We start from the raw sequence: 14936 nt of genomic DNA, 5'->3' as shown, positions 1-14936 counted from the left end.
TTTTTCATCAACAGGCTAATGTTCCACGTGAAACATGTTTGAGGAAAATTTAAAAACAAATTAAAACGTTAATTCATAGCTAAATCACATTAGTTACACCTAAACTTGGCAATCTAGATTTGGCGGAGTAAAATTATGGATATTAAAAAAGCTAAGTTGAAGTGGCAATGTCAGAAGAATTAACCTCCCTAGAAATATTCGCACAGGCACAACACCAGCTTGATGCGTTAGGCTTACGCTGCCCTGAACCGGTAATGATGATCCGTAAAGCGGTACGTAAGATGGCAGACGGTGAAACAATATTAATTACTGCCGATGACCCAGCAACAACCCGAGACATTCCAAGTTTTTGTGAGTTTATGGACCACACCCTAATTGCCAGCGAAACATCAAAAACGCCCTATCAATATCTGCTAAAAAAAGGACTATGAACATGGAAGCTAAGTTAGCAGCAATAGCTTATAAAACAGCTAAGCGTGGCAAAATGAGTCAAGTATTTTGCGCCAAAGTCACCTTAGAGCGAGGTGTTGAAAATGATGTTTTTGGCCGTCCAGGAAAACGTCAAGTAACCGTACTATCTCAACAGCAATGGCAAATAGCCTGTAAGCAAATAAATGCCGATTTAGACTGGCTTACCCGTAGAGCAAATCTGTTAATAACAGGGTATGAGTTCAGTGCCGCTGATGTAGGCAAGACACTCAAAATTGGTGCGGACTTACAATTGCTGATCACAGGTGAAACAGATCCCTGTAAAAAAATGGAAGCCGCTTTTGCTGGATTAGAACAAGCATTAACACCAGACTGGCGAGGCGGTGTAACCTGTAAAGTCATACAAGCAGGACTGATACAACCAGATGATCCAGTAACGATGCGCTAAACATGACAACCAAATCACTTAATCGCTACTCTATAGATAAATGAATCTTGTCATATTAAAGGTTTATTTATCGAACATAACAGTACTAAAAAAACCTCCAATCTAAAATCCGGTATATATCCATAAAGTTACCCATCATCAGCTTTATGCATGTCAACTTATCACACCATTTTTACAACCAAGTTACTTTTCTGTCATTATTTGAAACAGATTTTTTGTGTCGTTTTATAGCCATTTGTGCGATAAAGGTTACCAAGCCAGATTTGATGCTAACAAGCCTGACACAAACCACTTTAGATACTGTTGGTTGGCATTAATACTCTTATAATGATAAATAAATGGATCTTGCATGTTCACACAAAAACTTACCCCTATTTATACCGCGATAGCATTATCACTTGGTATTAGCTCAACTAGTTTTGCCACAGAAGATGAAGCAGCGAAATGGCAAGTCAACGCCCCAGAAAATGCCCCATTACAAAAAGTCGACATTAATGTCACTGATGGTACATGGATGAACGTCAATGTATCACCTGACGGCAAAACGATTGTATTTGACCTACTAGGCGATATCTATCAAATGCCTATATCTGGTGGCGAAGCAACCCAACTTGCTAGTGGCATTGCATGGCAAATGCAGCCAGTTTATAGCCCTGATGGAAAATATATTGCGTTCACATCAGATGAAGATGGCGGCGACAACATATGGATAATGAATGCCGATGGCACCAATCCACATCCAGTAACCAGCGAAACATTCCGCCTATTAAACAGCCCAGCCTGGAGTCCTGACTCACAGTATCTAGTTGCTCGTAAACACTTTACGGCAAGTCGAAGCTTAGGTGCTGGCGAAGTGTGGATGTATCATGTTGCTGGAGGTGAAGGCGTTAAGCTGACAGAACGTCCAAATGATCAAAAAGATTTAGGCGAGCCTGCCTACTCACCTGACGGCCGCTATATCTATTTCAGCCAAGATGCGACCCCAGGTAAAACCTTTCATTACTCAAAGGATTCTGTAAAAGGGATTTATAAAATTAAACGCTATGACACCCAAACCGGTGACATTGAAGTATTAATTGAAGGTACCGGCGGTGCTATTCGCCCAACACCAAGCTCTGATGGTAAATCTTTAGCATACATAAAACGAGATGGTTTCCAGTCGACCTTATATTCTCTGGACTTAAAGTCTGGTGAAGAAACAAAGCTGTATGACAAGCTAGATCGTGACATGCAAGAAACCTGGGCTATTCACGGCGTTTACCCAACAATGTCTTGGACCAATGATAATAAAGATATTGTGTTCTGGGCTAACGGTAAAATCAACAAGCTAAACGTGGCTAAAAAAACGCTTAGTAATATACCCTTTTCTATTAAAACCCAGTTAGATGTACAGCCCTCTGTTAGATTTACTCAGAACCTTGATCAAGATAATTTTGATGTAAAAATGCTGCGCATGGCACAGGTCTCACCTGATGGTGAACAAGTGGTATTTGAAGCATTGGGCAAGTTATGGATCCGCGATATAAAAGATGGAAAACAAAAACGCTTAACTCGTTTAGATAATGATGTTAACGAGCTATTCCCTCAATGGTCACGTGATGGTAAAAACATTGTATTTACCACTTGGAATGACCAAGCCCAAGGTACCGTTAGCATCGTCAGTTCGCGTGGTGGAAAAGCCAAAGTGTTAACTAATGAACCTGGTAAATATGTTGAGCCAACATTCTCTCCTAATGGAGAATATGTGGTTTATCGTAAAGCTAAGGGCGGCTATATGACAGCTCGCACTTGGTCTCAAGAACCTGGTTTATATAAAGTTGATACTAAAGGTAAGAAAAACACCAAGCTATCTGCCAGTGGTTATCAACCACAATTTGGTGCAGATAACGACCGAGTGTACTTTATGGATTACGGCAGCTCGCCGCAACTTTCATCAATTGGCATGAACGGTTTTGAAAAACGTACTCATTACACTAGCGAACATGCGACAGAGTTTCGTATAGCCCCGAATGGTGAACATCTTGCATTTGCAGAACGTTTCCGTGTTTATGTCACGCCATTTGCTAAGCATGGTGAAACAATTAACATTGGCCCTAAAGCTAACAATCTACCCGTTACTCAACTCAGTGCCCGTGCCGGCGAAAGCATAAGTTGGAACAATGACAGCAACGAGCTTTATTGGACCCTTGGCCCAGACTTATATCAAGCCAAAGTTGATACTCAGTATGAAAAATCTGACGCCAAAATTGAGCCCCAAATAACCTCTATTGGCTTTAAACAGGATGCAGATGTTCCACGTGGAACAATCGCTTTTGTTGGCGGTAAAGTCATCACCCTTGAAAATGATCAAGTGATTGAAAATGGTGTGGTGATAGTTAAAGACAATAAAATTGTTGCTGTTGGCGATGCATCAACATCCATTCCATCTGGCGCGCAAGTTATCGATATTGCCGGTAAGTCTATTATGCCTGGCCTGTTTGACGCCCATGCACATGGTGGCCAAGCAGATGATGAGATCATTCCACAACAAAACTGGGCGCTCTATTCAGGCTTATCATTAGGAGTCACCTCTATCCATGATCCTTCAAATGATACCACTGAGATTTTTGCTGCTGCAGAGCAACAAAAAGCCGGTAACATTGTTGGCCCACGTATATTTTCAACCGGTACGATTCTATATGGCGCTAACGGCCCTGGTTATACCTCACACATTGATTCGTTAGATGATGCTAAATTCCATTTAGAACGCCTTAAAAAAGTCGGTGCTTTTAGCGTAAAAAGCTATAACCAACCAAGACGTAACCAACGTCAGCAAGTAATAGCGGCAGCGCGTGAATTAGAAATGATGGTAGTCCCTGAAGGTGGATCGCTACTTCAACATAACCTCACTATGATTGCTGATGGCCACACAACGGTTGAACACTCATTACCAGTTGCTGCCATTTATAGCGACATCAAACAGTTTTGGAGCCAAACTAAAGTAGCCTACACCCCAACCTTGGTAGTAGCTTACGGTGGTATTTCTGGTGAACATTACTGGTATGATAAAACCGACGTTTGGGCACATCCACGCTTAAGTATGTATGTTCCGCATGATATTTTAGATGCGCGCTCAATGCGTAGAACCACTGCACCGGATGCACATTACAATCATTTTAATGTCGCACGCGTTGCCAACGAACTAAATGAAATTGGTGTTAAGCCAAACATTGGTGCACATGGACAACGTGAAGGTCTGGCTGCTCATTGGGAAATGTGGATGTTTGCCCAAGGCGGCATGAGTAATATGGATGTATTGAAAACAGCCACCATTAACCCAGCAACCACTTTTGGTATGGATCATCAGCTTGGTACAATCAAGCCAGGTAAACTAGCCGATTTGATTGTTATTGACGGTGACCCACTGACTGACATTCGCAGCACTGATAAAGTAACTTACACTATGGTTAACGGTAAGTTATTTAATTCGGAAACAATGAATGAGTTGAATGGCGCTAAGATACAACGTAAGCCGTTTTTCTTTGAAACAAAATAGTGTAGATATAATTCACAGCATTATGTTGTAACAATAAAGGGTGTTCCACGTGGAACACCCTTTTTTATTAAGCGATACTCAAACCGCTCTACATTATTGACGCTTAGACGCGGCACAAAAGCAATCTGTGGTGTGGTCGTCGACCATGCCAACGGCTTGCATAAAAGCATAACAAATAGTTGGGCCAACAAAATTAAAGCCCATCTTCTTCAGCGCCTTTGACATAGCTTCAGATGCTGGCGTTTGCACAGGCACATCTTTAAGCCTTGCAGGATAATTTACCTGTGGCTTACCGTTTACAAAGCCCCATAAGAATTCAGAGAAATCATTGCCCTGCTCAACAAAAGCTAAATACGCTTTGGCATTGCGAATAATGGAATTAACCTTTAATCGATTACGCACTATACCAGGATTAAGTAACAGCTCCTCGACTTTGTCTTGATCAAAGCTGGCGATAATACTCGGTTCAAAATGAGCAAAGCAGGCTTCATAGTTAGCCTGCTTTTTAAGAATGGTTATCCAGGATAATCCCGCTTGCTGACCGTCTAAACACAGTTTAGCAAAAAGCTCTATAGGGTCATAAACAGGCCGCCCCCATACCTCATCATGATATTGTTGATACATAGGGTCTTCACTTACCCAGCCACATCGGTTAACTTGCATGTTATGGTGTCCATTAACAATTTCAGTAATACGTTAAAAAATAACCTACATCTACCTTGTTCTACAAGGTATAATCAATTCCATTTTCTATTAATAGCCTGACAGTAGTAGACATGACGACGAAACATGACGTAAAGACATTCCAGGGTTTCATCCTAACCCTACAAGAATACTGGGCGCAGCAAGGTTGCGCAATTGTTCAACCGCTAGATATGGAAGTGGGCGCTGGAACTTTCCACCCACAAACATTCTTACGTTCCTTAGGGCCAGAGCCAATGAGCAGCGCTTATGTGCAGCCATCACGCCGCCCAACTGACGGACGCTACGGTGACAACCCTAACCGCTTGCAACATTATTACCAGTTCCAAGTGGTATTGAAACCTTCTCCAGATAATATTCAAGAGTTGTACCTTGGCTCACTTGAGGCTTTAGGTATTGATACTCAAGTCCATGACATTCGTTTTGTAGAAGATAACTGGGAATCACCGACTTTAGGTGCTTGGGGTTTAGGCTGGGAAGTCTGGCTAAATGGCATGGAAGTGACTCAGTTCACCTACTTCCAGCAAGTTGGCGGTATAGAGTGTAGCCCTGTTACGGGTGAAATCACCTATGGCTTGGAACGCTTAGCCATGTATATCCAAGAAGTCGATAGTGTCTATGACTTAGTATGGACAGACGGCCCAATGGGAAGAGTCACATACGGCGATATTTTCCATCAAAATGAAGTTGAACAGTCCACTTATAACTTTGAGCACGCGAATGTTGAAGTACTATTTAGACAGTTTGATGACTGTGAAAAGGCCTGCCAACTATTATTAGGCTTAGAAAAACCATTACCTCTTCCTGCATACGAACAAGTCATGAAAGCCTCCCATGCTTTTAACTTACTTGATGCACGCCATGCTATTTCAGTGACCGAGCGCCAGCGTTATATTTTACGCGTTCGTACCATGGCTAAAGGTGTAGCAGAATCTTATTATAAAGCACGTGAAGCGTTAGGCTTCCCTATGTGTAAGTAGAGGTTATTAGATGAAATTTGAAAACTTACTCATTGAAATTGGCACTGAAGAGTTACCGCCAAAAGCACTACGCACACTTGCGGAATCATTTTTAGCTAACTTTGAAGCAGAACTCACTAAAGCTGACTTACCTTTTACCACATCTACTTGGTATGCAGCACCTCGCCGATTAGCCATTAGCATTACTCAGTTAGCGTTAGCGCAAGCGGATAAAGTTGTTGAAAAACGTGGCCCTGCTGTTAGCTCAGCATTTGATGCTGACGGTAATCCAACCAAAGCAGCCCAAGGCTGGGCTCGTGGTAACGGTATTACGGTAGAGCAAGCTGAACGTTTAGTGACAGACAAAGGTGAATGGTTAGTTCATCAAGCCAAAATAGTGGGTGTAGCCACAAGCAGCCTTATTGCTGACATGACTCAACAAGCATTAGATAAGCTGCCTATTCCAAAGCCAATGCGCTGGGGTAATAACAAAACTCAGTTTATTCGCCCGGTTCATACTGTCACCATGTTATTAGGTGCCGAGTCTATTTCAGGTGAAGTGTTAGGGATTCAATCTGCACGAACCATTCGAGGTCACCGCTTTATGGGGCAAGCCTCATTTGAGTTAGATCATGCAGATAACTACATCACTATGCTCAAAGAACAAGGTAAAGTGATTGCAGATTATCATGCCCGTAAAACCTTGATAAAAGCTGATGCAGAAAAAGCTGCTGCGGTTATTGGTGGTATAGCAGAACTTGAAGATGACTTACTTGAAGAAGTCACCTCATTAGTTGAATGGCCAGTGGTATTAACCGCCAGCTTTGAAGAAAAGTTCTTAAACGTGCCAGCTGAAGCTTTGGTTTACACCATGAAAGGCGATCAGAAGTATTTTCCTGTGTTTGATAACGCAGGCAAGTTACTGCCTAACTTCATCTTTGTCACCAACATTGAATCGAAAGATCCGCAGCAAATTATTTCAGGTAATGAAAAAGTGGTTCGCCCACGTCTTGCTGATGCTGAGTTTTTCTTCAACACAGATAAAAAGCACACCCTAGAGTCTCGTTTAGCCAGCCTAGAAACCGTGGTATTCCAAAAGCAATTAGGCACGTTAAAGCAACGCGTTGAACGTATTTCTGCAATGGCAGGTTTTATCGCTGCACAATTAAATGCCAGCGAAGCTGATGCTAGTCGTGCAGGCTTACTATCAAAAGCAGACTTGATGACCAATATGGTGATGGAGTTTACCGATACCCAAGGCACTATGGGTATGCATTACGCCCGCTTAGATGGTGAGTCAGAAGCGGTTGCTGTTGCTATTGAACAACAATATAAGCCTAAGTTTTCAGGTGATACAGTGCCAACAGATGCGGTATCTTGTGCGGTTGCCTTAGCTGAAAAATTTGACACCCTTGTGGGTATTTTCGGTATTGGCCAAGCCCCTAAGGGAGCAGCAGATCCATTTGCTCTTCGCCGTGCCGCTATTGGTATTTTACGTATTATTGTAGAAAACAATCTACCGTTAGACTTAGTGGAATTAATCGCTCAAGCGCAAACACTTCACGGTGATAGTCTTAGCAATAAAACAACCGCTGATGATGTTCTTGAATTCTTTATGGCCCGCTTCCGTAGCTGGTATCAAGATAAAGGCATTCAAGTTGATGTGATTCTTGCAGTGTTAGCACGTCGCCCAACGCGCCCTGCTGATTTTGATAGTCGTGTTAAAGCGGTATCACACTTCCGCAGTTTAGAGGCATCCACAGCCCTTGCTGCAGCTAATAAGCGAGTGTCTAATATCTTGGCCAAGGTTGAAGGCACACTGCCTGAAACCATTAACCAGAGCTTATTAGTTGAACCGGCAGAAAAAGCTTTAGCGGATAAGTTAATCCAACTGCAACCAGAATTAGCACCCCTATTTGCTAATGCTGATTATCAGCAGGCATTAACCTTGCTAGCCGATTTACGTGAAAGTGTAGACACCTTCTTTGAAGATGTCATGGTGATGGCTGATGATGAAGCACTTAAGAATAACCGCTTAGCGTTACTTAATAGCTTACGTGAGCAATTCTTACATATTGCAGACATTTCTGTACTGCAGTAACGATTAGTTTAAATGTCATTACATAAAAAAAGCGCCCTAGGCGCTTTTTTTATGTGTATTCAAATCAGAGTGATTTAAAACTGTAATAATTTTTGATGTAGTTCATCAAAAGACTCGCGGGAAATGTCGACTTGAGCCAATAACTTAATCAGTACTTCTTCTGATATTTTATTCGCTTGTACTAACATAGAACATTCGCTTATCACATTCGCTCGCCAAACCGCTTTAGCTGCACCTGACTTAGGCGGTACATTAGCATTGGCCAGTAAAGATAAATTTTCAGCAAAGGTATTTGGCAATTGCCAATATTTAGCTAATAAAGCACTTAGCGTCAGTGATTTTGAGGTCATGAGCTGACTAAACAATAATGAATTGGGCTGTTCGCCGGGTTCTGCTTGATGAAAAGCATCAATCAACATTTTGAATATAGCAATCTTACCCACATCATGTAATAGTCCTAATAAAAAAGCGCTATCACGCTCACCTTCAACAAGCTCGCTAGATAAAAAAGCCACCTGCATTGAATGACGCCATATTTCAGCGCCAAAACGACGGAAATAAATTGGCTTAATATCTATCATTTCGCGGGCCAAACAAGCCGTTACAAACTGCCTTAATTGTTCACGGCCCAATTGCACTAAAGCTTGTTGTAAATTAGTCACCTCTCTATCAGAGCGTTTGAAAGTTGTCGAGTTACATAACTTTAAGACTTCAACACTTAACAAAGGATCCTGTTCTATTAATTGCAATACGTCTTTAATATCGACGTCTTGATTAGCCAGCTTATTATCTAATTCAACTATTTTACTGGGAAGTTTTAACACATTTTCAGCTATGTCTTTGGGAGAGCTTAACGCAATCTCAATTTTGCCCATCACTTGGTGCTCAAGATTATTAGCTATACCCGTACCTTGCTGTTGCACAGGAAAAAGTAAACTATAAAATAACGCTGAAACATCAATTGATGACAACTGCTCAGCTTCATTAATCTGCGACTCTACCTGTGTTGTAGTGGCTCGTTCAGCGGCTTTAGCGCGTGATGCAGCTTTTAATTTTTCAGTATTGGACACACCGGTAAACTTAGCTTGTTCTTGATTATCACGAATATTAAACAACTTCTTAAAAAATGTTCTGACCACGGCATTGATCCAAATGATAATGAATAAAAGGCTCTGACTTAACCATAGCACTCTGCAATAAAAGTCGCAGCTAGATGGCGCTGTTTTATAATTTAGCTCAACAATAAAATCTAGATAAGTTATATTTAATTTGCTGATTTCAACAAGCTCACCATAGAACTTTATGTGAGACTCATCAACACAAGTCTGTCCTTGGCCAGTCCAATTACCAATCACCCTCAATGGTTAATCGTTATAAGCCGATATACTCGAATAATGAAGTTTACCATAATTAATCTAGGTGAAATCTACCTAAACTATTTGATCTAAGTACAAGTCATATCAAGCCGACACAAAAACATTATGTACAACCATAGCCGCTAGATAGTAGGGTTTTAACTGTAACGCTTGCCAGTTTAATAAAATAGCAAAGTTAGTAGGTGTTCACTCACTAACAAAAATGGAACCATTAGGTTCCATTTCTTATAACACGCTAATAATTACCCACAACCACGATTAAGCTATTCTACGCTTACCTATTAAAGCCAATAATAATAGCGATATCCAACCTAAGCTGCCGCCACTGCTGCCACCGGATGGCTCAGTTATTGGTACAGGTAATGGCACAACAGCCGCCTTGACCGTAATAGTTACGCTTGTTGAAGCGCTAGCTTGCAAACTATCCGTTGCTGTCACACTAAACACTAAGCTTGTATCATACGTTGGTGAAACAAACTGCGCAGAGGCTGTATTCGCATTAGTTAGGCTCACTGCAGTACCACCTGTTTGTTGCCATAGGTAACTAATAGCATCATTTTCAGGATCGGAAGCCACTGCGGTTAATGTCACGGTTTCCCCTGCATTCACCTCACGACTGTCGCCCACAGTAACAATAGGAGCGCGATTAAGCCTGTCATTATCAACTAAAGTCACTGTCTGGATGTAATAACCAAGTACACTTGAGTCAACACTGGTCAGTTTTATCAAAAATAGCTCATTACCTTCAACGAGAGTATCTTCCTTGGGGGTAATAATAATTTCCTTAGCTTCTGAGTCGCCATCTAACCAGACGAGTTCACCACTTAGGTTACCTTGAAGATCCTCTGTTAACGATGCGGTGCCTTCTATAAACTCATAGTTAACACGCACCTCACCTACACTACCACCAACGCGTAATACCGATACACTTAGTGGATCTGCTCCTTCATTAATAGTGCTTAGTTCGCGCTCAAAACCAAGGGTGCCTGGCTGAGGTACATCTTCGCCAATAGATAACTCATGGTAGCTTGGGCTGGTAATGCCTAAACCGCCCTGGGGATCAAACAAACGGACAAATGCCTTAAGCTCACGGTTTTGACCACTGTCAAAGGTGGTGATAACAATTTGCTTGTGCGTAAGGTCATTGGCCTCCCAACTTAACCGCCCTGTTTGAGCCTCAAAATCACGCCCTTGCTTTGCACTTGCCTCTAGGGTTTCATAACCCACATCAACAACACCTTCGCCTTGCGGACGTTGCACATTAACAGTAATCACATCTCCCGCTAGTGCAGATGATGTTGTTGAACTAAAGCTCGCATTACCCTGAATCTGGCTTTGCGTCTTATCTCGCAGAATATACAAACCACTATTGATATCGCTAGCAATCACTAAACCAGATGGCAAGTAAGGGTAAACGCCCCAAACGCCGTTAAACGCATTACTGTCTGACGCTGGAAAGGTATCAAAGTAACCTACCTCTTTAGGGTCGTCTGGCTGACTAATGTCTAAAATAGTCACGCCACGTTGATAATTGGACATGTAATATCGATTTCCACGAACATAGCCATTATGATCTATCGCCTTAGTCGGTCCAGACCATACTTTAACTAAACTAGGAGCATCTAGATTATCAACATTAAAAACCCGTAATGTAGTATTAAGTCCGGCTCTTTGTTCATCTAATTCATCGTGGACAAACACATAACGTTTATCCTCGCTCCACCAGCCTGAATGAACATATTCAGCTTTAGCATAGCTAACTTCTGACAATGACTTACTCTGTGAGGGGTTGGTAATATTCCAAAGGCGCATGCTGTTTTCATTAAAATCTAATAAAACCGTGCATATGGCCGTTTGACAGCTGGCTTGTGCTCTAGCATCGTCAACTACCATAGAACTGGCATCATGAGTGTAATCATCACGCGTGGCACCGCTATGACTAAAACTAGCACTTAAGCGACCGGGGTTTGTTAGGGAATAACTCTTAAAGGCACCACCAGCACTACTTTGACCTACAATATGAAGGTTGGGTGTTAAACCACTTAACGCGGTATTGGTAGTATAATCAAGATTACTGATATACACATTGTGCGCCGCTCCTTCAGCTGAATCAGTTGCTAGTCGAGTGATAGAGGTCGGCAACTGGCTTAAATCAATAATTTGAATCTTATCTGAGCCTTCTGATGTCACGTAGGCATTGGCTTTCCAGCGAGAAGTTAAGGTGTCAAACCATTGATAAACTTTAATATCGCGCCAACTGGTATTGCTACCAGAAACAGTACCGATTTCAACCGGATTAGCAGGATCGGCCAGACTCACTACGGCGGTACCATTGGTTAATCCAATAATGGCATATTCTGTACCGGTATTAAGATCTACATGGCCCCAAATATCATTGGCAGCCGAAGGTTTGGAAGAAAAGCTACCAAGGGAAACATGGGATACTAAGTCGATGGCATCACAGTTAAAGCCACCCGCCTTACCACCTGTACACTCCTGACTTGAATGGTCTTGCTGTAACGCTTGATGCTCTTTTAACATCTCATCAAGCTGACTGCCATACTGTCCTATACCATCACTTATCACCCTAAAACCACGATCGTGTAAGCTAGATGCAAACTCTAATGGTACACCTGCCAAAACAGTATTATTAAGCTGTGGCGCCTGGGAAAGATAATGATCAAAACGATTAAATCCCCCCATAACAGGCACGATTTCACTGGTCAGTAAGAAGAGTTCATCGATATCTTGAATTTGATAATAACCATCAGCAACCAATACACGATCGCCCTTATTAGCGTGAGTCACTGCATAAGCAATTGTTTTACAAGGGCGCAATGCGTTATCACATAAGCCCTTATCTTGACCCGTCTCACTGACAAATCTTGCTTTATCATGCTCTGAATGCGCCAGTGCGGAAGTATTAACAAAACAACTAAGAGACAATAAACCTACAAGTTTAAGGCCACTCTTACATAAATAAGGGAACGTCATAATGAACTCCGTTTTTGTTCCAGTAGTTAAAATCAACGAGAAATCAGTGCTTTTTGAGGGTTTATTTTGTAGGATACAGAAAAGCAACACATAAACAACAATAAGATAACATGTCATCATTTATTTATATTACTTCCCTTAGCACCCATTTTAGACGGTTAAAAAAATCCTTAGCGTTAAGCCCTACACATCTATGGATATGGCCTTTAATATGCTTACTTGTCGCTTGTAGTGACGGTTCTGAAGCGCAATCAGCACAAAACAAGTCATTAAGAGTTATATTGATGTGGCATGACAAAACAGTAACGTGCAACGAGCCTCTATTAGCACAGTGGCATTTAGCACAACTCCAATTTTACTTAAGTAACTTTACCCTTAACGGTCAACCCATCACGCTCAAGACAGATGCCGATTTGGAGACATTAAGCCATCAACAGAAAAATTTATTGTTATTGGGAGGAGATTGCCAAGGTAAGGAAAATTGGACAATTGATTTTGAAAGACCATTGACACCGGGCTTAATGGGTTTTGAATTGGGTGTGCCATTTAAGCTTAATCACGGTAATCCACTTAAAGCGCTACCGCCACTTAATCAAAGTGATATGTTTTGGACATGGCAACAAGGGCATAAATTTTTACGATTGGATTTGAATAAAACTAACCAGCCAAACTCAGCAGTTACCACTAATCAGACAACTGCAAACATACCTTTAGCTAGTCTGCAAACCGGCTGGCAATTTCATTTAGGCTCTATCGGTTGCCAATCAGCAAGTGTAATGCGTGCACCTTTAAAGGCTTGCCGCTACCCCAATAGAGCCAAAGTCGAATTAGCTTATCAAGGGGAGCAAAAGCTAATATTAGACTTAGCTCCTCTACTAACGACTGTACTTAATGATGACAAACTCTCGCAACAGGCTTGTATGTCTGATCCACAAAGCCTAAGTTGCCAGCCTCTGTTTAACGCTTTAGGGATAAACAGTGCGAGTGAAGCAGCTTTAACACTCAAACCTCTGGATAGCGATATATCTGATACCCCTAAAATGTGGCGATTTAATTAATGCAGATTAACCGACCCAGCAAACCTCAATGGCTGGCCACCATGGCACTTGCGCTGTTAATGCTGCTCGCATTGGGCTGTGGGCAAGAAAGTCACCAACAAAATGATAATCAGGCAGAATCTGCTAGCAAAGTCAGCCAATATGAATGGCCAATACCAGAAGGCTTCCCAAAGCCTGAAGTGCCTGCCGACAACCCAATCACACAGGCCAAGGTCACATTAGGCCGTTACTTATTTTATGACACTCGCCTGTCTGCCAATCAAACACAAAGCTGTGCCAGTTGCCATTTACAATCCAAAGCCTTTGCCGAAACACTCAAGGTTTCCATAGGCAGTACAGGGCAAGCGCACACTCGTAATGCGCCAGCCTTAGTCAATATTGCCTACAACAAAACCCTCACCTGGGCCCACGACGGTCTAACTCATATAGAGGAGCAGGTTTTACTGCCCCTGTTTAGTGAGCAGCCAGTAGAAATGGGGCTCGCGGGTAAAGAAGCATTAATACTCGCACGATTTACCCAAGCGCCCTACCCAGCACTATTTGAGCAAGCTTTCGGCCAACAAGCTAACGGTGTTGACTTTATACAGATAACTCAAGCTTTAGCGAGTTTTGTAAGAAGCTTAGTATCCTTAAACTCACCCTTTGATGCTTACGCCTACAATGAGCAAGACGATGCCCTGAATGAAGCCCAACTCGCGGGAATGGCGCTATTCTTCTCAGAAAAACTTGAGTGCCATCATTGCCATGGCGGCTTTAACTTTACCCAATCCACCAGCCACGAAAAGCAACCACTAGACAGACGCCCTTTCCACAATACCGGCTTATATTACACTGAACGTACTGGGTTACTTGGCACATCATTAGCCAGTAATAGTTTGGCTGACACGGCATTGACACCAGTACAGCAAAATAGCCAGCTAGGTTACCCTCAAAAGGATACTGGTCTAGCTCAAGTCAGTGGTAAAGCTATCGATGACGGTCGTTTTAGGGCCCCAAGCTTAAGAAATATCAGCCTAACAGCGCCTTATATGCATGACGGTAGCGTGGCGAGTTTATCTGAAGTGATAGATATTTATGCAGCTGGTGGCCGTAATATTACAGCAGGGGAACACCAAGGAGATGGACGACAAAATCCATTAAAAAGTCCATTCATTAAGGGCTTTGAAATCAGTGAAGCGGAAAAACAACAGTTACTGGCTTTTCTCGCCAGCTTAACCGATGAAAAATTCATCACCAATATCGAATTTAGCGATCCCTGGGTTGAGATTAAACCGTAAAAAATGCAAACAAAAAAGGAAAGCCTAAGCTTTCCTTTTTTATCGCTACTGTTACGC

At 42.1% G+C, this 14936-nt stretch carries 10 protein-coding genes; 7 read left to right on the top strand and 3 right to left on the bottom strand.

The features are described 5' to 3' along the window. Positions 1 to 167: 167 nt before the first annotated feature. The 3 genes from tusA to ACRWQM_RS18200 all read left to right on the top strand — a co-directional run bounded on the left by tusA (position 168) and on the right by ACRWQM_RS18200 (position 4412). Complete coding sequence (tusA, locus tag ACRWQM_RS18210; protein ID WP_434927662.1) at positions 168 to 431, top strand: sulfurtransferase TusA; 264 nt, start codon at positions 168 to 170, stop codon at positions 429 to 431. A 2-nt stretch (positions 432 to 433) separates the two neighbouring features. Then, positions 434 to 877, top strand: coding sequence for an MOSC domain-containing protein (locus tag ACRWQM_RS18205; protein ID WP_434930828.1), 444 nt, complete (start codon positions 434 to 436; stop codon positions 875 to 877). Between the two features lie 349 nt (positions 878 to 1226). Further along, positions 1227 to 4412 (top strand): amidohydrolase family protein, encoded by a 3186-nt coding sequence (locus ACRWQM_RS18200; protein WP_434930827.1) that lies wholly within the window; start codon positions 1227 to 1229, stop codon positions 4410 to 4412. 93 nt (positions 4413 to 4505) lie between these two features. On the opposite strand, the gene ACRWQM_RS18195 is transcribed toward ACRWQM_RS18200, so the two are convergent. Then, positions 4506 to 5075, bottom strand: coding sequence for a DNA-3-methyladenine glycosylase I (locus ACRWQM_RS18195; RefSeq protein WP_434930826.1), 570 nt, complete (start codon positions 5073 to 5075; stop codon positions 4506 to 4508). Between the two features lie 113 nt (positions 5076 to 5188). Here ACRWQM_RS18195 and glyQ point away from each other — a divergent pair, with 113 nt between their 5' ends. Continuing rightward, on the top strand, positions 5189 to 6094 hold the full coding sequence (gene glyQ / locus ACRWQM_RS18190) for a glycine--tRNA ligase subunit alpha (RefSeq protein ID WP_235087217.1): 906 nt from the start codon (positions 5189 to 5191) through the stop codon (positions 6092 to 6094). Between the two features lie 10 nt (positions 6095 to 6104). After that, positions 6105 to 8174, top strand: coding sequence for a glycine--tRNA ligase subunit beta (gene glyS, locus ACRWQM_RS18185; RefSeq protein ID WP_434930825.1), 2070 nt, complete (start codon positions 6105 to 6107; stop codon positions 8172 to 8174). A 74-nt stretch (positions 8175 to 8248) separates the two neighbouring features. On the opposite strand, the gene ACRWQM_RS18180 is transcribed toward glyS, so the two are convergent. Together ACRWQM_RS18180 and ACRWQM_RS18175 are read right to left on the bottom strand one after the other, a co-directional pair. Further along, positions 8249 to 9313: an HDOD domain-containing protein gene (locus ACRWQM_RS18180; protein WP_434927667.1), complete on the bottom strand. Its 1065-nt coding sequence runs from the start codon at positions 9311 to 9313 to the stop codon at positions 8249 to 8251. A gap of 495 nt (positions 9314 to 9808) precedes the next feature. After that, a complete protein-coding gene (locus tag ACRWQM_RS18175; RefSeq protein WP_434930824.1) occupies positions 9809 to 12544 on the bottom strand; it encodes a choice-of-anchor B family protein in 2736 nt (911 codons plus the stop codon). A 110-nt stretch (positions 12545 to 12654) separates the two neighbouring features. On the opposite strand from ACRWQM_RS18175, the gene ACRWQM_RS18170 reads away from it, so the two are divergent. Continuing rightward, the gene (locus ACRWQM_RS18170) at positions 12655 to 13602 is read left to right on the top strand and encodes an MbnP family copper-binding protein (protein WP_434930823.1); all 948 of its coding nucleotides are present in this window, start codon (positions 12655 to 12657) and stop codon (positions 13600 to 13602) included. Next, positions 13602 to 14879 (top strand): MbnH family di-heme enzyme, encoded by a 1278-nt coding sequence (locus ACRWQM_RS18165; RefSeq protein WP_434930822.1) that lies wholly within the window; start codon positions 13602 to 13604, stop codon positions 14877 to 14879. The genes ACRWQM_RS18170 and ACRWQM_RS18165 overlap by 1 nt, the downstream gene beginning before the upstream one ends. Positions 14880 to 14936: the final 57 nt, after the last annotated feature.

Source organism: Shewanella sp. HL-SH5, assembly GCF_051163755.1.
In the GTDB taxonomy this organism is placed as follows: Bacteria; Pseudomonadota; Gammaproteobacteria; order Enterobacterales; family Shewanellaceae; genus Shewanella; species Shewanella glacialimarina.
This window is presented reverse-complemented; position numbering and strand designations above follow the sequence as displayed.